20 protein-coding genes, 1 tRNA gene and 1 pseudogene are annotated in these 26,728 nt (G+C 57.2%); 13 read left to right on the top strand and 9 right to left on the bottom strand.

The window, feature by feature from the left end; genetic code table 11:
* Window positions 1-92 precede the first annotated feature (92 nt).
* Together moaC and mobA are read left to right on the top strand one after the other, a co-directional pair.
* Entirely contained in the window at window positions 93-563 is a 471-nt protein-coding gene (moaC, locus tag CGLUCO_RS05005) for a cyclic pyranopterin monophosphate synthase MoaC (RefSeq protein WP_084035818.1), read from the top strand.
* 3 nt (window positions 564-566) lie between these two features.
* Window positions 567-1,199, top strand: coding sequence for a molybdenum cofactor guanylyltransferase (mobA, locus tag CGLUCO_RS05000; protein WP_143336824.1), 633 nt, complete (start codon window positions 567-569; stop codon window positions 1,197-1,199).
* A 311-nt stretch (window positions 1,200-1,510) separates the two neighbouring features.
* On the opposite strand, the gene CGLUCO_RS04995 is transcribed toward mobA, so the two are convergent.
* Window positions 1,511-2,011, bottom strand: coding sequence for a MogA/MoaB family molybdenum cofactor biosynthesis protein (locus tag CGLUCO_RS04995; RefSeq protein ID WP_084035820.1), 501 nt, complete (start codon window positions 2,009-2,011; stop codon window positions 1,511-1,513).
* Window positions 2,012-2,645: 634 nt separating this feature from the next.
* Between CGLUCO_RS04995 and modA the strand changes: the two genes are divergently transcribed.
* Window positions 2,646-3,425, top strand: coding sequence for a molybdate ABC transporter substrate-binding protein (gene modA, locus CGLUCO_RS04990; protein WP_143336825.1), 780 nt, complete (start codon window positions 2,646-2,648; stop codon window positions 3,423-3,425).
* The gene (locus CGLUCO_RS04985; protein ID WP_084035822.1) at window positions 3,403-5,145 is read left to right on the top strand and encodes an ATP-binding cassette domain-containing protein; all 1,743 of its coding nucleotides are present in this window, start codon (window positions 3,403-3,405) and stop codon (window positions 5,143-5,145) included. Before modA ends, CGLUCO_RS04985 begins: the two co-directional genes overlap by 23 nt.
* A 255-nt stretch (window positions 5,146-5,400) precedes the next feature.
* Here CGLUCO_RS04985 and thrB read toward each other — a convergent pair whose 3' ends face one another.
* Both thrB and CGLUCO_RS04975 read right to left on the bottom strand, forming a co-directional pair.
* On the bottom strand, window positions 5,401-6,327 hold the full coding sequence (thrB, locus tag CGLUCO_RS04980) for a homoserine kinase (protein WP_070739712.1): 927 nt from the start codon (window positions 6,325-6,327) through the stop codon (window positions 5,401-5,403).
* A gap of 2 nt (window positions 6,328-6,329) precedes the next feature.
* The gene (locus tag CGLUCO_RS04975; protein WP_084035824.1) at window positions 6,330-7,673 is read right to left on the bottom strand and encodes a homoserine dehydrogenase; all 1,344 of its coding nucleotides are present in this window, start codon (window positions 7,671-7,673) and stop codon (window positions 6,330-6,332) included.
* A gap of 388 nt (window positions 7,674-8,061) precedes the next feature.
* Between CGLUCO_RS04975 and CGLUCO_RS04970 the strand changes: the two genes are divergently transcribed.
* The 3 genes from CGLUCO_RS04970 (at window position 8,062) to CGLUCO_RS04960 (ending at window position 9,655) form a co-directional block, all read left to right on the top strand.
* A complete protein-coding gene (locus CGLUCO_RS04970) occupies window positions 8,062-8,577 on the top strand; it encodes a hypothetical protein (RefSeq protein ID WP_005392058.1) in 516 nt (171 codons plus the stop codon).
* A gap of 459 nt (window positions 8,578-9,036) precedes the next feature.
* The gene (locus tag CGLUCO_RS04965) at window positions 9,037-9,327 is read left to right on the top strand and encodes a hypothetical protein (protein WP_232621866.1); all 291 of its coding nucleotides are present in this window, start codon (window positions 9,037-9,039) and stop codon (window positions 9,325-9,327) included.
* Window positions 9,328-9,352: 25 nt separating this feature from the next.
* The gene (locus tag CGLUCO_RS04960; RefSeq protein WP_084035826.1) at window positions 9,353-9,655 is read left to right on the top strand and encodes a hypothetical protein; all 303 of its coding nucleotides are present in this window, start codon (window positions 9,353-9,355) and stop codon (window positions 9,653-9,655) included.
* Window positions 9,656-9,955: 300 nt separating this feature from the next.
* On the opposite strand, the gene lysA is transcribed toward CGLUCO_RS04960, so the two are convergent.
* From lysA to CGLUCO_RS04945, 3 genes are all read right to left on the bottom strand, one after another.
* Window positions 9,956-11,329 carry a diaminopimelate decarboxylase gene (gene lysA, locus CGLUCO_RS04955; RefSeq protein ID WP_198481519.1) on the bottom strand — a complete coding sequence of 458 codons (1,374 nt, stop codon included), beginning with the start codon at window positions 11,327-11,329 and terminating at the stop codon, window positions 9,956-9,958.
* Window positions 11,330-11,350: 21 nt separating this feature from the next.
* Complete coding sequence (argS, locus tag CGLUCO_RS04950; RefSeq protein WP_084035830.1) at window positions 11,351-13,000, bottom strand: arginine--tRNA ligase; 1,650 nt, start codon at window positions 12,998-13,000, stop codon at window positions 11,351-11,353.
* A 391-nt stretch (window positions 13,001-13,391) separates the two neighbouring features.
* The gene (locus CGLUCO_RS04945; RefSeq protein ID WP_005392053.1) at window positions 13,392-15,071 is read right to left on the bottom strand and encodes an L-lactate permease; all 1,680 of its coding nucleotides are present in this window, start codon (window positions 15,069-15,071) and stop codon (window positions 13,392-13,394) included.
* Between the two features lie 480 nt (window positions 15,072-15,551).
* On the opposite strand from CGLUCO_RS04945, the gene CGLUCO_RS04940 reads away from it, so the two are divergent.
* The 5 genes from CGLUCO_RS04940 (at window position 15,552) to CGLUCO_RS04920 (ending at window position 20,845) form a co-directional block, all read left to right on the top strand.
* Complete coding sequence (locus CGLUCO_RS04940) at window positions 15,552-16,337, top strand: (Fe-S)-binding protein (protein ID WP_034989575.1); 786 nt, start codon at window positions 15,552-15,554, stop codon at window positions 16,335-16,337.
* On the top strand, window positions 16,334-17,857 hold the full coding sequence (locus CGLUCO_RS04935) for a LutB/LldF family L-lactate oxidation iron-sulfur protein (protein WP_084035832.1): 1,524 nt from the start codon (window positions 16,334-16,336) through the stop codon (window positions 17,855-17,857). Before CGLUCO_RS04940 ends, CGLUCO_RS04935 begins: the two co-directional genes overlap by 4 nt.
* The gene (locus tag CGLUCO_RS04930; RefSeq protein ID WP_070739692.1) at window positions 17,857-18,516 is read left to right on the top strand and encodes a LutC/YkgG family protein; all 660 of its coding nucleotides are present in this window, start codon (window positions 17,857-17,859) and stop codon (window positions 18,514-18,516) included. Before CGLUCO_RS04935 ends, CGLUCO_RS04930 begins: the two co-directional genes overlap by 1 nt.
* A gap of 542 nt (window positions 18,517-19,058) precedes the next feature.
* Window positions 19,059-20,630 carry an alpha/beta fold hydrolase gene (locus CGLUCO_RS04925; protein WP_143336826.1) on the top strand — a complete coding sequence of 524 codons (1,572 nt, stop codon included), beginning with the start codon at window positions 19,059-19,061 and terminating at the stop codon, window positions 20,628-20,630.
* A gap of 142 nt (window positions 20,631-20,772) precedes the next feature.
* Window positions 20,773-20,845: transfer RNA gene (locus CGLUCO_RS04920), tRNA-Arg, on the top strand.
* A gap of 277 nt (window positions 20,846-21,122) precedes the next feature.
* Here CGLUCO_RS04920 and CGLUCO_RS04915 read toward each other — a convergent pair.
* Window positions 21,123-21,629, bottom strand: a complete 507-nt coding sequence (locus tag CGLUCO_RS04915) for a MarR family winged helix-turn-helix transcriptional regulator (RefSeq protein ID WP_221389518.1) — start codon at window positions 21,627-21,629, stop codon at window positions 21,123-21,125.
* A 198-nt stretch (window positions 21,630-21,827) separates the two neighbouring features.
* Here CGLUCO_RS04915 and CGLUCO_RS04910 point away from each other — a divergent pair.
* Window positions 21,828-22,360 (top strand): annotated as a pseudogene (locus CGLUCO_RS04910) (YceI family protein).
* A gap of 254 nt (window positions 22,361-22,614) precedes the next feature.
* On the opposite strand, the gene CGLUCO_RS04905 reads toward CGLUCO_RS04910, so the two are convergent.
* Window positions 22,615-25,308 carry an AAA family ATPase gene (locus tag CGLUCO_RS04905; protein WP_005395962.1) on the bottom strand — a complete coding sequence of 898 codons (2,694 nt, stop codon included), beginning with the start codon at window positions 25,306-25,308 and terminating at the stop codon, window positions 22,615-22,617.
* 4 nt (window positions 25,309-25,312) lie between these two features.
* Window positions 25,313-26,527 carry a metallophosphoesterase family protein gene (locus CGLUCO_RS04900; protein ID WP_005392026.1) on the bottom strand — a complete coding sequence of 405 codons (1,215 nt, stop codon included), beginning with the start codon at window positions 26,525-26,527 and terminating at the stop codon, window positions 25,313-25,315.
* Between the last annotated feature and the right edge of the window lie 201 nt (window positions 26,528-26,728).

The raw sequence follows: 26,728 nt of genomic DNA, 5'->3' as shown, positions 1-26,728 counted from the left end.
GACAGTAGCCTAGGCTGCTGTCGCACAGGAGCCGCCCGTTACCAGAATTGCCATTGGCCTTTCGGCAGATCACAAGGAAAGGACTACAGGACATGAAATTTACGCACCTCAATAACGCCGGCGAGGCGTACATGGTGGATGTCACGGAAAAGACTCCCACAATTCGCAGCGCAACCGCCCAGGGCGAAGTGTACTGTTCCCAAGACATTATCCGAGCCCTGAGAGACGGTACTGTGCCCAAGGGCGACGTCCTTGCCGTCGCACGCATCGCTGGAATTTCCGCGGCGAAGAAGGTTCCAGACCTGTTGCCCCTCGCCCACACAATCGGTATCCATGGAGCGGCTGTAGACCTCGAGATCCGCGATGACCATGTCTTTATCGAAGCCACCGTGCGTACGGCAGACCGCACCGGAGTAGAGATGGAGGCGCTCACCGCTGTATCCGTCACGGCGCTGGCAATTATCGACATGGTGAAAGGTGTTGACCGCTCGGCATACATTCGCTCATGCAAGATTACAAAGAAGTCCGGCGGGCGCTCTGGCACGTGGATTCGGGAGGACTAACAAGTGCGTTCGGGAGACGAAGCTAGCGTGCCCCCTGCATGCGATAGCCCCAGCAGCGGCGAGATTTCCGCCATGGTGCTTGCCGGTGGGCGTGCAACTCGGATGGGTGGCATCGATAAAGCCTGCGCAGTTGCTGATGGCGAGCGGCTCATCGATATTGTTCTCCGCTCACTAGGCCCCGCACCTCGCATCGTAGTCAGTTCACGGCAGCCGGAAGGCCTCCCCGCCGACGTGCAGCTCGTGGCAGAAAATCCTCCCTTCGCCGGCCCCATCGCCGCGATCGCGCGAGGAAGCGAAGAGATCGCTACTCCCTTCGTTTTCATCACCACGGTCGATGCCCCCTTCGCCTCTCGTCTGCTTCCCCGGTTAGCTCGTGTCATTGGTGACCATTCGGCCGCCGTCGTCCGCTCGAGCGACGGTTTTTTGGAGCCACTTATTGCTCTCTGGCGTACCGTTGACCTGCGTGCCGCTATTGCGGAGACAGGGACAGAGGGCGCTGCCAAGCGCCTCTACTCCGCCGCTCCTTCATTCATCGAAGTTCCGGGCGATGGCTCTGAGCGCGACTACGACACGTTGGAGGAGCTCAAATCCTTCACGCATCATTCTGCAGCCACCATTCCGTCGGTACAGAAGTAAACGACGAGAGACTCATCAGATCGTTCCGAATGCGCTGAGAAGGAATGCGTCGGTAGCACGGCGCTCGCGGGAAAATGCAGGGGTAAGTGCGTATGACACGTCCCTCCGCGATAAACAGCACGTGCCTTTGTCATCATGTTGCCTTGCCGGTATCTTTATGATTTTCCGAGCTCTGGCAAGGATAAAGGTGAGAACGCCCCGGTCCAGCTTCGCACTCTGATTCAGCGCTCAGTCAGCGTCGGCAAGCTGAGTTAGCCAGCGCACAGCAGGGGTATGCACACCAAGCGAGTGTGAACGAGTGCGATACAGCCCTATTCACCGTGAGCTTTTCCGGCAACCCCGTCCAGCTGCTCAATTAAATGAGGCAGAAGTGGAATCACAACAGACAGGACATCTTTCACTCCGCCCCTCGAACCCGGCGCGTTGATGAAAACGGACGTGCCTCCGACTCCGACGAGCCCGCGAGACAGCCCGGCCATAGGGGTCTTTTTCAGTCCCTCCAGCAAAATTTGGGTTTCCACGCCGACGAGCTCATGTTCTATGAAAATACGAGTAGCCTCCGGCGTGAGATCACGTTCGGTAATCCCCGTCCCCCCTGTAGTAAAAATCACCCGGGATCCTTTCACTACGGCATCTCTGAGCGCATTAGTAACTGAATCGATTCCATCAGGAACGACAACAGGATCACCGCAGACTAATCCGGCTTCACGGAGAGCAGTAACAGCCAGCGGCCCTGAGGCATCTTCCCGAATGCCTGCGTAGCTTCTATCACTAACCGTGATCACGGTGGCTGTGATATTCGAAGGCTCCATTTTCTACTTCACTTTCCCTTGTCTGTTCCAACGCACATCTGACGTTCACTGAGCTATCGCGAAATAGCGCAAACAACTGCACTGGTTTGCTACCAGTGTGCTTCGCAAGCAGCATCTCACTCAACTGTTGCTCTTATGTTCTCACATCCGATAAGACCGTGCCTGGACAGCTGTCACGCACTTCATGGAACGCTGCCTCGCGGTGTGTGGGTCGCGCACCAAAAGCTCCCCACGCTGAGTCGCTATGGCAGATCAAATCAGCAAGCCAAAGACACAAATCGAGGCTACGCGCCCTTGTCTTTCGACAAAATACTCATAACTCCTATTCGCAGTCCGCACTCTCAACGCGCGAACACAAATGCGCGGCCACAACGCGGGTCGGCAGACGCGGAGCCTCATACCTGCTTTTAGAGTCATGCTGAGAGGTCTAGTACACGCTCTAGAACAATCGAGATGCCCGAATTCTATTGGGAGGAAACTGAGACAAACGTAACGCACCGCGCTCTTCTCGGTTAGGATACATAGCAAAACCATTGTTTTTACTGGTCACAAGAAGCAACGACCGCAGTCCAGAAGCGCCAGGATTGTTCCCCAGTGCACGCCGGTGCGGTGCGAGAGAAGGAGGACATGTCCCGTGGGGCATAAAGCAACAAAACTAGTAGCAACGACGCTGATGGCAGCACTCGCTGTGGCGGGCTGCTCGCAGAGTGCGGAGACCACCTCCGCGTCGAATAGCAGTTCTGCCCAGGCCTCTGATACCCAGAGCCAAGAGCAGATCCTCATCATGGGCGCTGCATCCACCCGCGTGCTCAACGACGCAATCTCCAAGGAATTCCCGGTTGAATTCAACAACGCCGGCAGCTCGACCCTCATTTCTCAGCTTGCAGAGGGCGCCCCCGGCGACCTCCTGATCACCGCTGACCGCAAGGCCATGGATGAGGCAGTCGAAAAGGATCTCGTTGAGGAGCCCACCGTCTTTGCCACGAATGAACTCGTGCTTGTGACAACAGATCCGGAGATCACCTCCATCGACAAGCTGGTGGAAAAGGCCAACGCCGGTGCCACCGTTGTCGCATGTGACCCGCAGGTTCCCTGTGGCCGTGTAACGGAGGCCCTCGTCGGCGATAAGAACATCCCGTTCGCATCCCTCGAGCACTCCGTAACCGATACGCTCGGCAAGGTGACCTCCGGCGAAGCCGATGCCGGCTTTGTGTACTCCACCGATGCTATCTCCGCGAGCGACACAGTCATCACTGTGCCGATCCCCGGCGCGGAGAAGGAAAAGAACGAGTACCCGGTCGCCGTGACCAAGAACACACAGCACCCGGAGCAGGCTCAGAAGGTCAAGGAATTCCTGACCTCCGATAAGTTCGCCGAGGTTCTGGAACAGTATGGGTTCAGCCCGGTTCGTTAAGCCGCTGGCGTGGGTGGGCCTGATCATTTTGATCGGGCCCATCGTTGCGTTAGCTATCCGCGTCCCCTGGCTCCGCTTCCCGGAGATCGTCGTCCGGCCGGAGACACTGGAGATGGTGTCCATCACGCTGTCGTCTGCAGCGTGGTCGACGGTCATCACCACCCTTCTCGGTGTCCCCATCGCGTTGCTGCTGCGGGGGAAGAAACTCGTGCGGATTTTTGTTCTGCTGCCTCTGGCTATGCCACCTGTCGTGGGGGGTCTTGCGCTGACGGCTCTCATTGGTCGCCGTGGTATCACCGCTCCGATCCTTGACGCGCTGGGGTTGCAGTTCGCCTTCGCCTATCCAGGTGTGGTAGCTTCGCATATCTTCGTATCCCTGCCTTTCGTGGTTGTCGCCGTTGACGGCGCTCTACGCACGATGGACAGGGAGATTGAGCGTTCCGCTCTCGGCCTCGGTATGAGCCGGTCGACGGTACTGAACAAGATCACTCTCCCGGCAATCGCTGCTCCCCTAGCAACCGGCGCCGGACTCGCGTTTGCTCGCTCGCTCGGCGAGTTCGGTACGACGATTACCTTTGCAGGCTCCATGCCCGGGAAAACACGCACCCTGCCGCTGGGAATTTACTTGGAGCGCGAGATCGATCCGGATGCTGCCCTCGCTATGGCTGCACTGCTCATCGGCATTGCGCTTGTTGTCCTCGTGTTGGCTACTCTTCCCAGTCTCCTTCAGAAATCGTACAAGCCGACTGTCCGTACCATTGGCGATATCGATGTCGAACGCGTGCGGGCGCTTTCTACCCCTGCGGAAACGACACACGCAGGCGAATTCATCGTGATCATCGGCCCCAACGGTGCGGGAAAGACAACGTACATGCGCACTTTGGACGGTGTTCTCCTCACGCAGAACCCCGGTCTTCCCCGCACATGCACGGTGAAGAAGGCATTGGAAATGGTGACGAAGGATGCGGACGCGTGGATTTCTGCGGCTGGTTTGGCTGATCTTTCCGACGTTCCCGTCCCAGCGCTGTCCGGTGGGCAGGCGGCCCACGTCGCCTTGGTTCGAGCGCTGGCCACTCGTCCTGCCCGTTTGCTTCTCGACGAACCTCTGGCAGCCATCGATGTTGCCCGCGCTTCTGCGTGGCGGACTGTCCTCCATGCTGTTAGCAAGGACAGGCAGACGATGCTTGTTACGCACAACCCAACGGACATTTACGCGCTCGCGACCTCCGTCATCGTCATCGAAGGCGGTAAAGTCGCCGCGCAAGCACCGGTCGAGGAGATTCTGCGCGTACCCCCGACACAATTCGTTGCTGATCTGACAGGTCTGAACCGCATCACCGGGACGATCAACTCGGTACACGATGGAATTGTCACCCTCGGTGATGTCTCCGGCGTGGCAGGCGAGGATGTTCCTTGGGATACTCTTGTTCCCGGGGCCCAGGCCGTGGCTGTTTTCGCACCAGAGGCCGCGATCCTTCGTCTGTACAGCAAGGAACAAAATGGGTCCGGACCACAGGAATCCGCACGGAACCATTGGCTTGGCGTAGTCAGCGGCATCGCCCACTCCGGTGGCAAGATTAACATCAGCGTCACTATTGCAGGAGGCAACGAAGTCACCGTGCCGATCACCCCGGCAAGCTTTGCCGACCTCGCACTCGACTATGGCACACGCGTCAGCGTTGTTGCCAAGGCACTTGCGACCAGCGTCTACCCGCGATAGGCCTTCGTTTCCACTGATCTACAGGAACGCTGAAGGGACACACCGTAGAAAAAGGAAAACTACAGAGGAACGTAAAGCGAAGAAAAATCCCGGCAGTTCACGGTGCCGGGACTTTTGTATTTACCTCACTCTTGCCGTCACTGCTTCACCGCGGGATTCCTTACGGTTTCGCGCATCGTGTCACAGAGCGACATTTAACTGCCCACTGCCCTACTAGCAGTGGCACGATCACTGCCACTCGGTACGGGCACGTTCTTAGACCGTGGTGGTAACTTCCACGGGTCCTGCTACACGAAGGTCCTCCACTCGCAATCCGTCCTCACGGGCAGCGACAATAATGGACTCTGCGATCGGTTCGGTGTGGAGCACCATGACGGTGGGACCTGCACCCGAAAGGTACGCAGCGTACCCACGGTTACGTAGACGGTTAACCCATTCGGCTGTTACTGGAAGCACGTCTGCCCGGTACGGCTGGTGAAGCCTGTCACGGGTAGCTTCCCACAGGTACTCGGGGTGGCTTTGCAGCGCCACGGTAAGCAGAGCCGCGCGAGACACATTGAACCGTGCATCTTGATGGGTGACATCGCTAGGCAATACTTTCCGCACAGCATCTGTTGACGCATGGAAGCTCGGGATGAACGCCGTTGCCTCAATAGATTCGTGAGCATGAATGCCAACAGCATGGAACTGTGGCAGCGTCTGCCCGTCAACGGGGACATCAGTCCAGCTCACTACTGCATCACCAAGCACAGAGGCCGATGCGTTGTCAGGATGTCCTTCGAAGGCGCTCGAAAGCTGAACTACCTGATCCGGGGTGAGGGACATACCTACAAGACCATTTGCTGCAGAGACACCTGCCACTGCAGCAGCTGCGGAAGAACCCAATCCACGCGCCTGCGGGATCGTGTTGTAGCACGTCACTTTCAGTCCAGGTGCCGTGGCATCGGCTGCCTTCAACCCGGCTCGAATGGCCCGCACAACAAGGTGCGAACCATCACGAGGCAGAGTATCGGCCCCCTCACCGTGAATCTCGATCTCGAGACCCGACTCTACGACTTCTACATCTACATCGTCGTACATGGTCAGGGCAATGCCCAGGGTATCGAACCCCGGGCCGAGGTTTGCTGACGAGGCAGGAACACGGACGTGCACCTTCGTCCCCTGCGGAATTTCTACTGCCACAATTACTCCTCCAGGCGGATAACGGATTCAATACCACGCACGGCTTCAAGCTTCTTCAACTCATCGACGACCTCCTCGAGGTCCTGTTCACGCGCGGTGTGTGTGACCAGAATCAGGCGAGCGTGGTCGTCGCCCTGGTGCTGACGCACCGTACGAAGCGAGATGCCATGTTTAGTGAAGATCTTAGCGATATCGGCGAGTACACCAATCCGATCCTCCACCTCCATGTCAACGTGGTAACGGGTGTACACGTCACCAAAGTCTGCGATCGGCAGGTTGGCGTAGGTGGACTGGCCAGGTGCACGGCCACCGTGAACCTTGTTGCGGGCAGCACCAACAATGTCTCCGAGAACGGCAGAAGCGGTGGGCGACCCGCCTGCTCCGTTTCCGTAGAACATCAGGCGACCGGCTGCCTCAGCTTCAACGAAGATTGCGTTGAACGACTTGCTCACGCTAGCCAGCGGGTGGCTGCGCGGCACAAGTGTGGGGTGAACACGTGCGGAAACCACTTCTTTTCCTTCCTGGTTGGTAAACCGCTCGCAGATAGCGAGCAGCTTGATTACATAACCTGCAGCCTGCGCTGCCTTGATGTCATCGGGGCTGATATTGGTGATGCCCTCACGGTGCACATCCTTGGCGTACACCGGGGTGTGGAATGCGATTGATGCCAAGATGGCGGCTTTACTAGCCGCATCAAATCCCTCGACATCTGCGGTCGGATCCGCTTCGGCATACCCGAGTCGGGTTGCCTCGGCGAGCATCTCGTCGTAATCGGCACCGGTGGAATCCATTCCGTCAAGAATGAAGTTCGTCGTGCCGTTAACAATGCCCATTACCGACTTGATGCGGTCGCCTGCAAGCGAGCGGCGAAGGGGGCCAACGACAGGAATTGCTGCGGCAACGGCCGCCTCGTAGTAGAGATCAACGTTTGACTCGTCAGATGCATCTCCCAGTTCCTGGTAATGCGCGGCGATGAGAGCCTTATTAGCGGTGACGACAGACTTCCCAGCTTTGAGCGCGGCGAGGACTAACTCGCGAGGGTAGTCGATCCCTCCGATCACCTCGACAACAATATCTACGTCGTCACGTTGAATGAGGCTGTATGCATCATCAGTGAGCAGCTCAGCCGGAACGGTCTCCCTGTGTTTCTCTATGTTGCGCACGGCGACGCCTTTGACCTCAAGGGGGCCGCCAATGCGGTGTTCGAGCTCGTCCGCGTATTCGTCCATCAAACGCAACACCTGAGCTCCGACAGTGCCGTGTCCCAAAAGGGCGATACCCACCGGGGATCCCTCCCCCTTACCTGAGTTGTACTGAGGTGAAGCAGAGCGGACGTTAGCAGTCATGCTGATCTCAACTTTCTAGTGATGTGGTTAAGCCGTTCCACCCAACTATAGACCAAGCGGTCTAAATTTGCGACCGTTATTTTCCTTCAGTTCATCCCCGCTGCGTATAGCGCTTAAAGGCAGAAGACGATGAGCGAGAGGAATCAAATTCCGCACGGTAGCGAAAATTTCAGGAGATCACCCCCACCGAACCCCACCGAAAGATGAATACCCCACCGAAAAGTTCTAAAAATTCGCGCAACTCTGAGAGTTGGCTGTAAGCTATGATGGTACGCTTGCCACGCAACAGCCACCACATTCAGGTGGTTTGAACTGTTTCTATACAGCTCATCTTATGTGTGCTAGTTTTCAACCTTGTTTATTCCAACAGTCTTCCATAGGAGTTCACATGACCCGCAAAGTAGCTAACACCCTCGTCGCCGGCGCAACCGCCTTCGCCGTCGCCTTTTCCACCGTCCCCGCAGCTTCAGCTGCCGATCCTTTCGGCGGACTTGGTGGCCTCATCGGCAACTCCCTTCCTAAGCCGAAGAACGAAAAGATTGACCAGATCGGAACCCTCCTCAGCTCCGAAGGCAAGGATCCGGTAGAGAACTCCGATCGCCCGATCGAAGGACAGCTGCTCGACATCCTCAGCTCTGAGTCCGAAGCCGACAAGGTAGCAAACGAGGCCAAGAAGAAGGAGCAGGACGAGAAGCTGAAAGGCGCATCCTCCTCCGAGAAGATCGCCTACGGACTCGTCGGCGGTAAGGGCTTCTCCAACACCACTGACGATGCCGCAAAGTCGATCTCCATTCTTCTCGATGCAGGTCTAGCCATCGGCATTGTTGGCATCATCCTCGTCGTTCTCAATTCCGCAGCCTCCCTGGTCACCATTGGCCAGGCACTCCCCAGTTTCGGCCGTTAAGATAGCCTGACACCCGGAACCCGCCCTTTATAGCGGCGAGCTACCGATACGGCCTTGATTCATCAACAAAATGCTCCGGCGACGCATTGCCGGAGCATTTTTATGTACCCACTTTCAGGCCAATACCAGCCGATAACGGCACACAGACCCCCACAGTCCACGGTCACCCGGTGCCGTCGATAGTTTTTGATTCCTTACTTACCCCTCCGCAGATCTGCAGCACACGACTGAATTCGCCGAAATACCCCCAAAAATGCCACCTAAATCACACCTGAAGCATCTATGACATATCTCACACCATACGTTATTTACATAATCACGCAGGCAGCACCATTTCTCTTAATCTTTTCTTAACCATCCTTACCATTTCCCTGTGCGGTAGCTGTTTTTGCACTGCCAATAACTGTTTGATTTCGTAAAATTTAAGCTGAAACCAACCATCGATTGAAAGGAACTTTCATGAGCCTGAAACGATCAGCAATTGCTTCAGCCATGAGCGCTGCACTGGTTCTGAGTGCCGTTCCCGCTACTGCAGATGAAATCATTGTGGAGGACACCTCCAACCGCCAGGCCACGGGTTCCCAAACAGGTACCGCCGTCGCCGAAAATACCCTTAAGGTGATCTACTCTGGTGTGTCCCTGTTCGTTGGCGCTTTGAGCGCGGGTGGCTTCTGGGGAATTATCTACAACGCCCTTGTAAGCCGTGGCATCATCCCTGGTCAGATCGAGCCAAACCTTCCGGTTCTGTAACGGCTCTTAAGAAAGGAATAAACTCATGCGCTCTACACTTTCCCGCAGTTTCCTTGCAGCCGCTACGGCGTGCGCGGTCGCAGTGTCAGGTACCACGGTCGTTTTCGCAGATGAGGCTGCTCCCGCTCCAGAAACCGCAGTTCGCCAGACTGCAGATGGTTCCGCCGCAGCGACAGTCTACGAAGCCGTAGGTTGGACACTGACCGCGATCGGCATTGCAGGATGGATTGCTGAAATCTCCTACGCCTATAACTTCCTCGTTCGCCACGGGACGATTCAGGGCAATCTCATCCCGAACGTGCCGTCTGCATCCTCTGACTTTATGTAGGATCGTCACCTGTTCTTGTACGTCTGCTCAGCGTGGCTACTCCCTCGCTCGTGGGTACTATCCAACGAACAGGTGGCAAACGGAAACGGTCGGTTTCACCACCCTGTGGGTGGTGAAACCGACCGTTTATTGTTGTTGGAGAACGAGGATTCCCACCAAAAAGCTAGCTTGGAGTGTTATGCTCCAGTAGTTGTTGGACACAGAGTCCCGAGACTTTTTGGATACGGTAGGCAGCGCACGCCTTCACGCATCAGGCAAGCATGCACATGTCAGCGCAAGCCAGCGCGTGTTGGCTGATCGCTAGAGCTGGTTTTCGAGCACATCCTCGATCGTCTCGCGCTTCACCATGAGCCGTGCTTTGCCATCTTTGACGGAAACAACGGCCGGGCGCAGCATCATGTTGTAGCGGGAACTCATGGCGTAACAGTACGCACCCGTGGCTGCAGTGGCGACCAAATCGCCGGTGGCGACGTCTTCCGGGTACGCCTCGTTTGTGATCAGGATGTCTCCGGACTCGCAATGCGATCCCACAACACGAGTGGGAATTGGAGCGCCAGAAGCGCTCCTGTTCACCAGGCGCAAGTCATACTCCGCCTGGTAGAGAGCAGGCCGGAGGTTATCACTCATGCCGCCATCCACGGCAACATAGCGGCGCGTCTGTGTATCCGTCACGTGAACATCCTTCACCTGGCCGACTTCGTATACCGTCACCGTCGTAGGACCGGCGATAGAGCGACCGGGCTCCACCATGATGCGCGGGACATCGAGATTGAGTTTCTCGCAGCGACGCTGTACACGGGCGATGAGATCTTCGGCAACGTCCTCCACACGCAGCGGGCGCGAGTGAGCAGTGTAAGCGATGCCGAAACCACCACCGAGGTCAAGCGTGGTGAGAGTAACTCTCCGCTCGTCATGTAGCTTCACAAACAGCGTCAGCACACGCTCTGCAGCCTGGGAGAAACCTTCGGCATCGAAGACCTGGCTACCCACGTGACAGTGCAGGCCGACAAGGTCGAGATGGACTGCGTCCAGGGCCTTTTCACACGCTGCGTAGGCGGAACCGGAGGCCAAAGAAAAGCCGAATTTCTGATCCTCGTGGGCCGTGGCGATCATCTCATGCGTATGTGCCTCGATGCCGGGCTTCACACGCACCATGACGTTCTGTGTCACACCGGCGAGCGCGGCGCGGTCATTGAGCAGCCCGATTTCGCCTGGAGCGTCAAGGACAACCGTTCCCACACCCGAGCTGACGACCTTGTCCATGTAGGCCACGGTCTTGTTGTTTCCGTGCGCGGTGATTCTCTCGGCTGGAAATCCCGTAGCCAGCGCCACTTGAAGCTCACCGAGGCTAGCGACATCGAGGTGGAGACCCTCATCATTGACCCACCGAGCGATTGCTTTGGTGAGAAAGGCTTTAGCGGCATAGTGCACATTCTCCGCACCAAAAGCTGCAGCCATCGCCTGACACCGGGAACGGAAATCATCTTCATCCATGACAAATAGCGGCGTTCCGTACTCGCGGGCGAGATCCGGCAGCCCCACACCGGCGATACTCACCGAGCCGTCATCTTCACGGCGTGCATTCTTTGGCCACACGTGTGAGGGAAGATCGTTGAATTCTTCGAGGGACCGTGGTGCCGGCTGCTGAAATCCGCGATCGTAGGTCTCAGGAATGAGACGGGAATCAACCACGCGCTACATCCTCTCCGGAGCAGTAACGCCAACGAGGCCAAGAGCATTGGCCAGCGTCTGGCGGGTCGCCATCGCAAGCGCAAAGCGAGCAACGTGGATGGGCTCAACCTCTTCGTCCTGCCCAGGAAGGACATGGCAGGTGTCGTAGAATCTGTGGAACGTTGCCGCCAGCTGCTCGGCGTAGCGAGCGATACGGTGTGGCTCACGCAGCTCTGCCGCCGACGCTACGACGGACGGGAACTCCCCCAGCGTACGAATGAGGTCACCCTCGCGCTCGTGAGTCAACAGAGACAGGTCGGCGGAGTCCGTATCAGTCACACCATTGCCGATCCCCTCGGCCTTGCGGGCAAGCGAGCACAGGCGGGCGTGTCCGTACTGGACGTAGTACACCGGGTTATCCGAGGACTGGGCTGCCCACAGATCTAGGTCGATGTCGAGAGTGGAATCCACGCTCGAGCGGATAAGTGAGTATCGTGCGGCGTCGATACCGATAGCCTCCACAAGGTCATCGAGAGTAATCACGGTGCCTGCACGCTTACTCATCTTCACGGCCTTGCCGTCGCGCAGGAGGTTCACCATCTGTCCAATCATGACCTCGACTCGATCAGCGTCGTAGCCAAGCGCTGCCGCTGCTGCCTTCAAGCGAGCGATGTAGCCGTGGTGATCGGCACCCAGCATGTAGATAGCCAGGTCGTGGCCACGGTCGAACTTGTTGGCCACATAGGCGATATCACCGGCGATGTAGGCAGCGTTGCCGTCCGACTTGATCACGACGCGGTCCTTATCATCGCCGTAGTCTGTAGACTTCAACCACCAGGCACCGTCGGCTTCGTACAGCTCGCCGCTGCTCTTTAGCTTTTCGACGGCCTTCTCTACCGCACCAGACTCAAACAGGGAGTTCTCGTGGAAAAACACGTCGAAGTGGGTGCCGAACTCGGCCAGCGACTTCTTAATGTGGTCGAACATCATCTCCACGCCGTGGGCGCGGAAGGTTTCCTGTACCTCTTCATCTGAGCCCTTAAGGGCCGTTGGCACCTCTTTTACCACGGCTGCAGCGATGTCCTTGATGTAATCTCCGCCGTAACCGTCCTCAGGGGTCGGTTCACCCTTAGCGGCCGCGACGAGGGACCGGGCAAAGCGGTCAATCTGCCCACCGTGATCGTTGAAGTAGTACTCGCGAGTCACCTCTGCACCAGAAAACTCCAGCACACGCCCGAGGCTATCGCCCACGGCAGCCCAACGGGTGCCACCGAGGTGAATCGGTCCCGTGGGGTTCGCGGAAACGAACTCGAGGTTGATCTTGGTTCCGGAAAGGACGTCGGAAAAGCCGAACTTTTCGCCGAGTTCCAGTACCCGGGCGACGATCTCACCCTGTGCGGCCGAGTTGAGCCGGAGGTTGATAAAGCCCGGACCGGCGATCTCGGCGGACTCAATCGCAGGGTCCTCCGACAGAGCGTCGGCAAGCTTCTGCCCCAGTTCGCGCGGATTCATACCAGCCTTCTTTGCCACCTGGAGTGCCAGGTTAGTGGCATAATCACCGTGTTCGGGGTTACGGGGACGCTCGACGGTCACCTCCTCGAGCAACACACTCGGATCCGGGAGGATTGATTCTGCGGTTTTCTTTACCAAAGTAGCAAGATCAGCTGGTGTCATGGAGAGTGATCTTACCGCGTAGCTGGCGGTATGACGATTCGGGTGCCCGCCGCCCAGACGGACTCCTGCTCTACCACCGAAACCACATGAAACACGACAAAATCACCTGGCCCAACTCCAGGACTCATCATCTGGGCCACAGACCGCCGTTATTCGACCTCACAGCGTGCACCGACCCGCGCTGCCGAAGGAGTGAGCGGCAATAATTTAGCAACAAGAACGAGGCAACAAGAACGAGGCAACAAGAACGAGGCAACAAGAACGAGAAGAACAAGGGAATAAGAACGAGGCAGGAAGAACGGAGTAGGAAGGCCGAAGGAAGAAGAGCGGTGCAAGAAGAACGAGGCAACAAAAAGTGCCCCGCAACAAGCGGGGCACAGGTAGTTGACGTTTATGCCAGCGAGAAGAGGAACACGACGATGCAGATGTAGGCGAGGAGACCCATCGAATACGGGAACACCTTGCGCATGATCTTGGATTCACCGTTTTCCATGTGCACTGCCGTGGAAGCGATGGTGAGCGTCTGCGGGGAGAACATCTTGCCGATGACTGCACCACCGGAGTTCGCTGCAGTGAGGAGGACCGGGTTCGCGCCGATCTCACCCGCGGCCGTGGCCTGCATCTTGGCAAACAGCGCGTTAGAGCTCGTTGCAGAGCCGGTCACTGCGGTACCGACCCAGCCGAGGATCGGGGAAATAAGCGGGAAGACTGTACCTGCTGTTGCCAGCGCAGCACCGATGGCCGCCGTCTGACCGGAGTAGTTCATGACGTACGCAAGACCCATGACGGAAGCGATGGTCAGCGCGCTGAAGCGCATCTTGTACGCACCCTTGCCCAGGTCGCCGAAGCCTTGGCCAAAGCTCATCGGGAATGCCTTTGACGCGTAGGCCGAGTAGACGGCAACGGTAATCAGACCAGAGATAAACAGCAGCGTGCCAGGGTTGGACAGCCAGTTGAAGTTGTAGAGGGTGCCCGTAACTTCAGAACCATCCGGGTTCAAGAGGTGTCCACCGATGACCGGCCACTGGAACTTCACGTCGGTGGAGGCCAAGGCCTTAGGGATGTTGATGCCGAGCGTCCACAGCTTGGCGATAGCGAAGACAACAACCACGAGGAGGTACGGGAACAGTGCGAGGAACGTGCGCTTGCCGTCCATCTCGTTGGCACGAGAGGTATCGACCTGTGAGGCCTGATCCTCCGGCGTTGTGGGTTTCCACACGCGCAGGAAGCCGATGCCGATTGCCAGGGAAAGGAGGCAGGCGACGACGTCGGTGAGCTCGTAGGAGAAGAAGTTACTTGCCAGGTACTGACCACCGCCGAAGCTCACGCCGAGGACGAGCGCCATCGGCCAGACCTGCTTGAAGCCCCGTACACCGTCCATGACGAAGGTGAGAATGAAGGGAACAATGATCGCGATCATCGCCATGAGGAGACCCGTCATGCCGGCGACCTCACGCTGATCCAGGCCGGTCAAAAGCGCAGCCGTGGTAACCGGAATTGCCATTGCACCGAAGGCGACAGGGGCGGTGTTGGCAACGAGGGTGGTGATGATCGCCTTCATCGGCTTCATGCCGAGGGACAAAAGCATCGCCGCCACGATGGCAACCGGAGCACCGAATCCGGCGAGAGCCTCGAGAAGACCACCGAAGGAGAAACCAATGAGCATGGCCTGCACACGCATATCCCCACGACCAATCTTGGAGAAAATCAACCGGAGATCCTCGAAGCGATTCGATGACACGGTGAGGTCATACAACCACACGGCCATCCAGATGATGAACACCACCGGGAAGAGACCGAAGGCGACGCCCTGTCCCAACGAGGCGATGGAGTAGGACACCGGCATACCAAAGACGAAGATGGCTAGAACCAGCGAGACGACGACGGCACCAATCGCCGAGGTATGGGCTTTCCATTTCAGCGTCATGAGGAAAATAAAGAAGGCAACCAGCGGCAGTGTTCCGACCAGCGCGGTGAGCCACGTGTTGTTCGCCACGGCCAGTGTATCGGCCTGGAAGGTCTGCGCCAGGTGGGCGACAGAGTCCCCCGCTGCGAAGAGGGTGTGTTGCATTTCACGCTCCTTGTTAAAAGTTTCAACGGGTGTACATGATCAATGGCGTCCAACCTGGTTGGCAGCACCGGATGACGCAAATTTAGGGGGTAAGAGCAAACATCAGACGTTTCGATAGCGCGATGTTTTTCCGACTTTTCCTTACCTCCTATTAAACATCACACCAATGTAACGTGAAAGTTTTCGAGCCTAAAATGAGAGATTTTTCACATTTTGGTCTGACGAATAGAAAATTGGACTGACCTCAGACGCTATGAATACAGCCAGCCACCAGCAGTAAACCGAATTACGCAACGCTTTAGTTTCCTAATTCCCGCTGGTGAGGCGGTATATTGAGATGATTTTTTGCCCAGTTTCACACTAGAATCGGATGTGACATTCACTGCACTCCGGATGTCTGACGTACCGTCGACGATTCGCCTACACAGGGAGATGAGCGCCCGGAGTAGCGGTTTCGCTAGCAAGAGTAAGGAGCTGCAATTGCGCGTCGCTCTATTTAATACCTGCATCGGGGACGCAATGTTCCCCGATGTGTTGAAAGCTACGGCGGTCATCCTCTCGCGCCTCGGCTACGAGGTAGTTGTCCCTGAGGAACAGACCTGCTGCGGCCAAATGCATTACAACACCGGTTACCGCAAAGAAGTCGTCCCCATGGTGGAGAACTATGTGGATGCCTTCAGCGACCCATCCATTGATTACGTCGTCGCCCCCAGTGGTTCCTGCATCCACTCGGTGCGTTCTCAGCACCCGCAGGTTGCTGAGAAGTACGGCACCGCCGCATTGCGCGACGGCGTAAGCAAGGTCACCAAAAAGAGTCTGGATCTCAGCGAGTTCCTCATCGACGTAGCACAGACGGACAACGTGGGTGCATTCTTCCCCCACCGCGTCACCTACCACCCCAGCTGCCACGGCAAGCGCATGCTTGGCCTCGGCGAGCGCCCACTGCAGCTCCTGCGCAACGTGGAGGCAATCGACCTCGTCGAGCTCCCCAATGCTGAGGAGTGCTGCGGTTTCGGCGGAACCTTCTCACTGAAGGCCCCGGAGATTTCCGCAGCAATGGTCAATGACAAGACCCGCCACATCCGCGAGACCGGTGCCGAATACGTCACCGGCGGTGATCAAAGCTGCTTGTGGAACATCGGTGGCACGCTATCCCGCCAGCACGCCGGTATCCGCGCCGTCCATATGGCCGAGATCCTCGCTTCCACCAAGGAGCACCCATGGACCCCGACCTCCGCTGTGTACGACAAGGAGAAAATGCTGTGACAACCTTCCTTGGCAAACCCAAGATGCCCCCGTTCGCACCAGATAAGAACGGTGCGCTGCGTGGCGATCATAACTTCCTCGAAAAGGCGCATGAAGACCTGTACAAGGTTACCCAGCGCCGCAACCTGCACAACGCCACAACGACGATCCGTAATAAGCGCCAGCGCGTTGTAGACGAGCTCGATGACTGGCAGCTTCTTCGCGATGCCGGCTCCGCAACGAAACGCGATGTGGGAACCCGCATGGCTGAGCTGCTGGAGCAGTTCGAGGCCTCCGTTACCGCCAACGGCGGACACGTACACTGGGCCCGCAACGCGGAAGAAGCCAACGAGATCATTACCGGCCTGGTCAAAGACACCGGCGCCAAGAAGGTAGTGAAGATCAAGTCCATGGCCACCATGGAAATCGGCATGAACGATGCCCTGAAGAAGGCCGGAATTGCCGCCCGCGAAACTGACCTCGCAGAGCTCATCGTCCAGCTCGGACACGACAAGCCTTCGCACATCGTGGTGCCCGCCATTCACCGCAACCGCGCGGAGATTCGCGACATCTTCGTCCGAGAGATGCCGACCACTGATGAGACGCTGTCTTCCGACCCGCCGGAGCTTGCAGAGGCGAGCCGTCTCTTCCTGCGTAAGCAGTTCATGGAGGCAGAGGTTGCCATTTCTGGCGCTAACTTCGGTATCGCCGAGACCGGCCACGTCACGATCGTTGAGTCCGAGGGCAACGGCCGTATGTGCCTCACCCTGCCGAAGACCCTCATCTCAGTGATGGGCATTGAGAAGATTCTCCCCACTTTCCAGGACCTCGAGGTATTCCTGCAGCTCCTGCCCCGTAGCTCCACGGGTGAGCGCATGAACCCCTACACGTCGCTGTGGACGGGTGTAACCGAAGGCGACGGCCCGGAGAACTTCCACATCGTCCTCGTCGACAACGGCCGCACCGCCGTTTTGTCTAATGAGACTGGCCGCGAGGCACTCAAGTGCATCCGCTGCTCTGCCTGCCTCAACGTGTGCCCGGTGTACGAACGCATTGGTGGCCACGCCTACGGTTCCATCTACCCGGGCCCCATCGGCGCCATTTTGTCCCCACAGCTGACGGGCATCAAGGATCACAACGATCCGAACGCATTCCTCCCCTACGCGTCTAGCCTGTGCGGACGCTGCAACGAGGTCTGCCCCGTCCGCATCCCGATTGTGGAGACGCTCCTTGACCTTCGTAATAAGAAGGTAGAAAAGGACGCACCGCCGATCGAAAACGCTCTCATGCAGATGATGAAGCTGGTGTGGGGCAAGCCACAGCTGTGGAACGCGGTCACGGGAGTTGTCTCCTTCGGACGCATCCTCGGTGGCTTCGACGGCAAGATCAAGCACCTACCGAGCTTCCTGTCCGGTTGGACGGACATGCGCGACAGCGCAGTTCCGCCGAAGAAGTCGTTCCGCGAATGGTTCGACACCGAGGAAGCCCAGGAACTGCTCCGCTCTGAGCGTGAGCACGGCTCAAAGGAGGAGTCTAAGTAATGCAACGCCATCTTGATGCCGCCAAGAACCAAGAGGCAAAGAAGGAAATTCTGAGCCGCATCCACAACGCGAACAAGCTCGCGGGCAAGGCCGAAGAGGCCTACCCCATTCCCCGTGAGTACCACCGCACGTGGGACAAGCCAGCTGAGGAACTGCGCGAGATTCTCATCGGTCGCCTGGACGATTACAAGGCAATCGTCCACGAGGTCAGCGAAGCTGATCTTGCCTCTGAGATTTGCTCCGTGCTGAATGAGCGCGGTGCAAAGGATGTCCGCTACGCACCGGGCCTGGATGCTTCTCTCTTTGAGAAGTTCGACGGCTCTGCTACCCCGGACAGCAAGGACACGGATCCGCGCCTCCTCAACGAGGTCGATGCCGTCATCACCGATTCCAAGGTGTCTGCTGCCCAGACAGGCACCATCTGCCTCGAATCCGGTGACCTGTGTGGCCGTCGCGCGCTGACACTTGTTCCCGACGTTCACCTGTGCATTGTGCGCCCCGACTCGGTTGTGTACTCGGTGCCGGAGATGATCGATCGCCTCGATCACCGCACCCCGATCACCATGGTGTCCGGCCCGTCGGCCACCAGTGACATCGAGCTCTCCCGCGTGGAGGGTGTGCACGGCCCACGTACCCTCATCGTGTTCGTGGTGAAATAGGTTCTCGCACTCTTGCTCCAAGCCCCCGCTTAATGAAGCGGGGGCTTTTGGGTGCCCGGTGGCGCACCCCGCCTGACGTCCACCTCCCTTTCACTCCGTCATCGTGTACCCGCATGCTTGTCTTCTCGGCGCATCAGCACACGTGCCCTCTCAGCGCATCAGCACACGTGCCCTCTCAGCGCATCAGCACACGCGCCCATACAGCTTCATAGGCACTCAGCTACTCGGAACGTGCCACTCTAACCACAGGTACACCCCGCGAAACTCCTCTCCAACTCCCTTGGTGGCGTTTCACCATATTCAATTACTGCCCTCGTCCTTGCTAGCTCTTGCGAATTGCAGAAGCTCAGTCCTAAGAGCATCCCTAGTTCTGTCCGTAGCGCTCCCACCGGGAGCATCTCTTCGCCCCTTTCCCGTGTGTCGGAGACGTCCACACTCTCCTCTTCACCCTTTGGTTGCCTGCAGGCAGCCGAACACTGTCACATGGGTACGCCAGTACAATGGATAAACAGAACCCCCTAACCGACATGAAAGGAATACCTGTGCTCCGTAAACTGGTAGCAACTCTCGCCAGCGCCTCTGCAGCGCTCGCACTCACAGTTTCCGCCTTTCCTATCGCCTCAGCTTCCCCTGTATCGTGGGAAAACTGCCCGGAGTCTGTGATACGCGAAGATGCAACATGCGGACGCACCGATGCTCCACTGCAACGGGAGAATCCAGACGGACCCCGGATCTCAGTGGGCTTCATTAAGCTCCCCGCAACCGGAGCCAAGAAAGGAACTATCTTCTATAACCCTGGCGGTCCAGGCGGGTCTAACTACGCCACACTCGGCGGCAAAGTCTTCACATTCCCCAACGAATTACGCGAACACTATGACATCATCGGCGTGGAACCTCGCGGTTTAGAGGGATCAACGCCGGTCGAGTGTGACTTGCAGGCTGCAGCAGCTGCGCCTATTACCGACCAGCTCAGCTCCAGTGGCGCCATCTCAAGAAACATCTGCAACCCGGACTATGCAACGTCTCTTACCACGGACAACAACGCGTCCGATTGGGAAGCCGTACGGTCAGCCTTGGGTGTCTACCGAATTGATATCATTGGCCTGAGCTACGGCACGGTTCTGGGAAGCCGCTATGCCACGCTGTACCCCGAGCACACGGGGAAGGTCGTCCTTGACTCTGGTTTGCCACCGGAAAAGTTCTGGGGCGATATCCTCCTTGCCCAGTCACCCCGCTACCTCAGCAATCTGAACGCTTTCTTTAGCTGGGTTGCCGAAAATGACGAGATGTATCACCTCGGCGATACACCACTCAAGGTGTACAACGCCTGGTCCAAGAAGGTGTTTAACGAGTCCGGTACCACTCCAACTGTAACTCCACCTCCTGCACAGCCAGGAGATATGGATCCGGCGTGGATCCCGGTGAATAACACGGTCGCACCGCATAAAGCCGTCGCTGACAACTTCTTCAACCAACTGGTAAATGGTGGAAATCAGTCCCAATCGCCAACTCTTGGGCTGTCCCGCATCCTTATGCCCGAGTCGTGGGCATGGCCGTATCTGGCATCCATGATCGGCGGATTCACTCCCACGCCCTCGATGACAGAACTCCAAGGCACCGAAAAAGCCAAGGAGCTTGCTGTTCAGTCACAGCTGGTGCAGGGCTTGATGATCTGCAATGAAAACATGTCGCCCACAGATCCGACCCGCATCCCAGCGTTCCTCTGGAACAGCTTTGTCAACGGGGACATTTTCTGGCTCGCCGCGAATTCCGTTGCATCGGGTATGAGCTGCAATGGGGCAGCCCCCGTAGTCTCCAAAATCCCCATCGACGGCTCGAAGCTGAAGGAACGTCCTCTCCAGATCCAGGGTACAAATGACCCTCAGACACCGTTTGATGTGTACGGACCTCTGGCGCAGCGTATGAATAGTCAGGTAGTTACCGTTGACGGATACAACCACGGCTGGCTCGGATTCAACCACCCGGATGTGGACAAGGTCGTTGTGGATTACTTTGCCACGGGTAAGCCGTCCACGGATCACATCACTGTGGGGTTGCCTACTCCGCTCATCGCTCAGGATTCCTTGGAGTCTTTGCGCGCCCAAGAGCGCTAACAGCCGCCTCATCTCCTCCCCGGGCGGAGGCGCGAAAGGATAACCGTTTGCCTCTCGTCCGCTGGAGAATACGGCTTTTTCCCCCCGTCATTGCGCGAGGATTTTGTTGGCTCCATGGTGGCGACTACAATTTCAAGACGTTGCCCTCGTAGCTCAGGGGATAGAGCGTCGGTTTCCGGTACCGAAGGTCGCACGTTCGATTCGTGTCGGGGGCACAAAAAAATGCACCGCTTTTACGCGGTGCATTTTTGTCTGCCGGCAGAATCACGCAGCGCTTCCCCCTCAATCCAGAACACTTATTTAGCTACGGAATTCCCGGCCTTTGGGTTCCCGACCTCTAATGATGCTGTGGAAAAGGCCCCGGTCGCTGGTGTCGAGACGATTGCACACAGGCATGCGCAGGGGACGTCAAGCATAGAAAGGCGGATCCCGCTCAGCTACTGGAGCGTGAGACCCGGCTATGATGAGGTTGAGGCTTACCCACTGCCTCAGCTATTCCGCGCAGTCTTTTTCCTCGCAGGTTTTCCCCCGCACGGGCGCGCCTGGTCGCGTGTAGGAATCGCGTACGCGGGTGAAGAATCGTGTCAGCACATCGATGTCCTGGTCATCAATATTGTCAAAGATGACCCGACGAACGCTTTCAACATGATCGGGAGCAGCAGCCTCTAGGCGCCGCATTCCATCTTCAGTGAGCTTGACCTCGACACCCCGCGCATCGCCTTCACACTTGCATTTCTCGACAAGCCCGCGACGTTCCATCCTCGTTACCTGGTGCGACGTGCGACTCCGATCCCATCGAAGCTGGCAGCACAAATCGCGGAGGCGCAGCATCCGATCCTCCGCTTCCGACAGCGCGACCAACACTGAGAACTCTGGTGCTGTGATCTGATGACCGGACTGGAGTGTTTCTTCTACGCAACGGTTCGCAGCACGTTCGGCGTCAAGAAGTAGACGCCACAAGTGCTGCTCGTCGTCTGTAAGCCAGCGGGGTTCAGTCATACCCCATACCTTAAGGTCACACCTCACGAAAGCAAAAATTCTACAAATCATTCACTTTTTGTTGATATGTCCCTCTTTTTGTATAAACTTGGAACCACCGCACAGGGAGCCACCGAGAGCGGTACGAACTGCACGGCTCTCTATGCGATGCGAAAAACGTCAATACACCTCAAACACACCAACCGAAGGAGATAAACCATGTCCAATCTGAATGGCAACTACACCATTGACCCTGTTCACTCCACCGTCGGATTCACCGTTCGCCACGCAATGGTGACCAAGGTTCACGGCGTATTCAAGGACTTCGAGTCCAGCTTTACCGTCGCCGATGACACCGTTGAGGGGTCCGCCACTGTCCCCAAGCTGCCTCCATCGATACGGCAAACGAACAGCGCGATGAGCACGTCAAGAGCGCCGACTTCTTCGATGTGGACAATCACCCGGAGCTCACTTTCACGATCACTGGTGCTGAAGTCGGCGATGGCACCGAGGGCACTGTTTCCGGCGACATCACCATCAAGGGTGTAACCAAGCCGGTCACTTTCGATGTCGAGGTTCTCGGAATTCAGGAGGATCAGAACGGCGACACCCGCCTGGGTTTCGAAGCTTCTACCAAGCTCAACCGCAAGGACTTCGGCATTGATTTTCAAGCTCCGCTCAACGGCGGTGGCGTCCTCGTCGGAGAAAAGATTAACATCGTAATCGAGGGTTCTGCGCTCAAGAACGCCTAGCGGCATCATTCCTCGGAGCAGTCGTCATGACTGTTCAAAGGAAAAACACAAGGGGTGGCCTGCAATGCAGGCCACCCCTTTCTGTCTGCGCAAAGCGTTTCCCACGATCACTTCGTCATCCTCTTCACAAGGACAAACAACGCCACCGTTCCCTGTTACCGGTTAGCGCACTTCCCTGTTACCGGTTAGTGCACTTCCCTGTTACCGGTTAGCGCACTTCCCTGTTACCGGTTAGCGCACTTCCCTGTTACTGGTTAAAAGGTGATTTCGGGAGTACGCGCCGTGAGCTCATCGATCGACACGGTGCGAGCATTTCTGACCCCACTGAAGCGTGAGGGGAAACAGGTGAGGATGAAAATTTGGTGTCGGGATGAGATGCGGTTAATCAAGGCAGCCATATCATCCAAACGCTGTTGGTCCGAATGGCCAAGAAAATCATCGATAAAGATCGGTACTTGCTCACCATTGCGCGCAGCAACCTCGGCAAGTGCCAATCGGACGATGAGTGTCAGCTGTTCCCTCGCACCGCCAGAAAGCTGCTCAATACCAATCGCAACTCCGTCTTCAACCCGCTGAGCCAGTTTCATGTTCTCATCCAACGTGAAGTGCACATCAGGACCGAAAATGACGGTGGCTAGGTCGTTGATAGCCTTGGTAAGAGGCTCAGCATACGCATCGTAGGCTTGCTTTTTATGCTGCTCGAGCACGGCAAGCAGGCGGGCGTACACGGTGGCGCGGAAGGAAAGGCGTGCGCTCTTGTCTTCCGCGGCCTTTGCCTCCGCTTCCGCCTCATCGACCTCCTCTGCGAGTCCGCGGGCGCTTTCGACCTCGCTTGTCTTCGCTGCCAATTGGATTTCTGCCTGTTGGCAGCCCGACACGGCATTTTCCACCTTTGAGCGGGCGACGTCCAACCGACCGTCGATGAGCTCAGGTTGAGCGTCGGAAAGCTCAGCCTCCTTGACCCGAACGAACTGTTCGGCCTCGTAGGCTTCCGCAGCTACGGTCGCCGACGACTTTTCCAGATCCGGCAGCGACTGTGCCTCTTCTTCTGCGGCTACCTGCTGCGCAATCCGCTGGTATTCAGCTTCCGAGCGCTCCACCGACTTCTTGTGTACCGCATAATCAACCGGCGCCGTCGAATTTTGCAGGGCGGAAAGTGCAGCTTCTGCAATTTCCAACTGTCTGTCTGCTTCATCGGCTTCGTCGCGCAGCTCCTCAATGCTTTTCTCTGGGCTTGTTTCCCCTCTATCCGCCGCAGCTTTGGTGGTGTCATCAGCGCCACCAGCATCTGTGCCACCTGTGCTCATCGTGGACTCGTCTTCTTCACGCAACACGCGGGTGAGCCTGTCAAGTTCGGCTTGGCTCTGGTCTAAAGGAGAATCTCCGACGATTTCCTTCCTCTGCAGCTCCAGCTTCTCGATCTCACGCAGCGTCGCTTCATCGCGATCATGGATTGCGCGGGCTTCCTCGACAGTGGCACAGTTCACGGATTCCAAAAGCTCAGCGAGCTTTCCCTCCGCCTTCTCGACTGTTGCATTGAGACTGTCCGCCCCGCGTGCCGGTTGCACGCTCGCACGCAGCCCCCGGTAGCGAATAGTCCGCAAGGAGGCGACGGGAAGCGACGAATCTTCTGCGTCGAGGGTAACGTCCTCGTCATCAATGCGAAGCGATAAGGGCTCATCGGTCTCGTTATGTAAGGTCACCGTGGCGGCGGCTGCCTCGCGTGTCGCGCGGGCAACCTCTGCATCGGACTCAGCCTTCTCCAGGGCTCGAAGGTTCGCCGTGGTCACACTAACGGCAGCCAACGTCGCCTTCTTCTCGGCAATGGATTCACTGATTTCGCGAGCCTTTTCTACCACTCGCGCGAGACGATCCCGCTCCTCATGCAGATGTTTCCTTTCGATAGCGCGCTCGGCAACGCGCACTGCGGCACGGGCTTTCTTCGCGCTTTCTTGAGCTCCGGTTTTTCTCTCCTGAGCAGCCGCAACCTTTTCTGCAATGCTCGCGGCTTTCTGCTCCAGATCGGTCAGGATCTCACTGTCCTGGACAAGTGTCTGCTTGCGTTCCTCGGCCTCGGCGATAGCTTTTCGACGCTGTTCACATGCGTTCTTCACGCTATCCGAGCGGTGACGCGCCTCCACCGCCACAGCAGTAGCATCACGGACTGCTTTTTCAAGCTCTGCGAGAGCCTCCTTTTTCTCCTCCCACCCTCGAACATCCTTCTTCAGCTTGGGAAGCGTCTCATGAAACTCGTCGATGGAACGGCGCAGGCGGGCAATCCCTTCAACGGTCTCGTCCATAGCGCGGGCTTTTCGCTTCAACTCCTCGCAGTGCGCCCGCGCGACATCGGCATTCTTTTCCGCATCCTTGACGAATTTTTTAGGCGAACCGGAGGGAGTGAGGTATTCTCTGGCTTCCTCCCACACCGAGGCAACAAGATCAGTCTCCCCTGAGGCAGGCTGTTCTGCGCCACTATCCAACGCCTTTTGAACAGAGGAAATCGCCAACGCATCCACCTGCGTATCAATTGTCCCCTGCTCGATAAACAGCTCGTGGGCGAGGTCTAGGTCAACGTTTTCCTGCAGCAGTTTCTGCAACTCGTCGTGGACATCAGTCCCTGTCGCAGTCGGGCGCAGAGTTCCCGGAAACGCAAGACTCGCCTTGGCACCGCCATTCAGCTTCTTCTTTACAATCGTGTCGATGCCATCAATGTTCATTCCCAGTTCAATACGAATGGACTCCCCCGCACCAGCTGTTGCGAGCGCCTTAATCCAGCCCTTAGTAGAGGTGTGCTTTTCTGTTAGCGCAATCTTTACTGCCTGCATGATGGATGACTTGCCTTTTTCGTTGTCCCCATGAATGATGGTGACACCGGTAGGGCTAATACCGTCCAGTTGAAACGAAGTCAGCGGACCCAGGTACTGCGCCGCAAGTGACGTTAAATACATGTTTTTACCTCGCGTTTGTCAGCCTGTACAGAATTTTCAATGCCTGAGCGTCAACACCATCGCCGAGGCGTGCGCCTTCACGAAGCTCATCAAAGGCTCCACGTGTGTATCCCTTCAGTTCCACCGCATCCATATCTTCAGCGGTCGGCTCAACTGCTAGGTCATGGAGTCGTTCACGTTCATATAGCGCAGCAAACTGTGGAGTCAAACGTTCCAGGGACGTAGCTAAATAGTCGTGATCCGCCAGCGATGCTGCCCCAATGAGGGCGTACTTGATGACGGTATGAGGCTTGTCGGGATAAGCCTCTAGCTCTTCGACAAAGCTTTCCACGTCTGCTGTTCCATCCACGTGACGGGTGATGGCTTCAAAAGTCCACGTTCCTATCGGGATTGTCTCTACTTCCACGTTGACGACCTCAGCCATAGAGCGAGTCCCCGTGGCGTTCGTCGGGTCGTCGGGAACCTCGACGGTGATGAGCAGCACATTGCCCGAGTTGTTCTCCCCGCCTCCGCCAGGCACTTCCTTAAAGTCTGTGGGTTCCGGTGAACCGCTGAACCAGACTCGACCGCGACTGTCTAGCTGGGTCGTGGAGTGGGTATCGCCGAAGGCCACATAGTCCACAACGCGCCTCGATACGGCATCCTCTACAGCGTGCAGGTCAATGAGACCGACATCCTGCTCATTACTACGCGATTCCACCTGCCCATGGGCGAGTAACACGCGGGATAGACACGTACTGCTCTCACCACCCACCGGAATCAGCGCGGAGCATGCTTCGGCAACGAGATCTGTCGCCGCTGCCTTAGATTTCAACGGTGCCCCTACCACTTCGACCCCAGGAATGACTTCCACAGGATCGGCAGAGTCCAAAACAATGACGGCGGTGTTACCAATACTCTCTGACGTGGACAGACGGGCGAGAATTGAGTCCGGGGACGCAGGATCGTGATTTCCAGGAAGTAACAAGAGAGGCACCCCCAAACCGGCGAAAACGGCTTCAGCGCGCCTAAAGGTCATGTCCGACACCATATTTGAGTCGAAGTTGTCGCCGGCGGCAACGATAAAATCGCATCCTCGTTCTCGCGCCAACCTACCCATCTTTTCGATGACATCGATGCGTGCTTGTCCGTAGCGGGCCTGCCCCTCCTCCCCGAGGAACCAGCGTCGCATTCCCAGCTGCCAATCCGAGGTATGGATAAACGAATATTTCACTGCCATCTCCTTTCTCCAGTCTCGCAGTAGCACAGTGGCACAGTGGCACAGTCACACAGTCACACAGTGGCACAGTTCAGAAGCTTCCATCCCACGCCTGTTACTCATGCAATCCACGGGGATGGCACGGGGATGACACTGGTCGTGCACATACGTACACATAAAACACGTACATACAAATAGTAAAGTCCCAAGGCAACTGGGCTT

Source organism: Corynebacterium glucuronolyticum DSM 44120, assembly GCF_030440595.1.
Lineage (GTDB): Bacteria > Actinomycetota > Actinomycetes > Mycobacteriales > Mycobacteriaceae > Corynebacterium > Corynebacterium glucuronolyticum.
The sequence above is the reverse complement of the archived record's forward strand: the minus strand, read 5'-3'. Positions and strand labels throughout refer to the sequence as shown.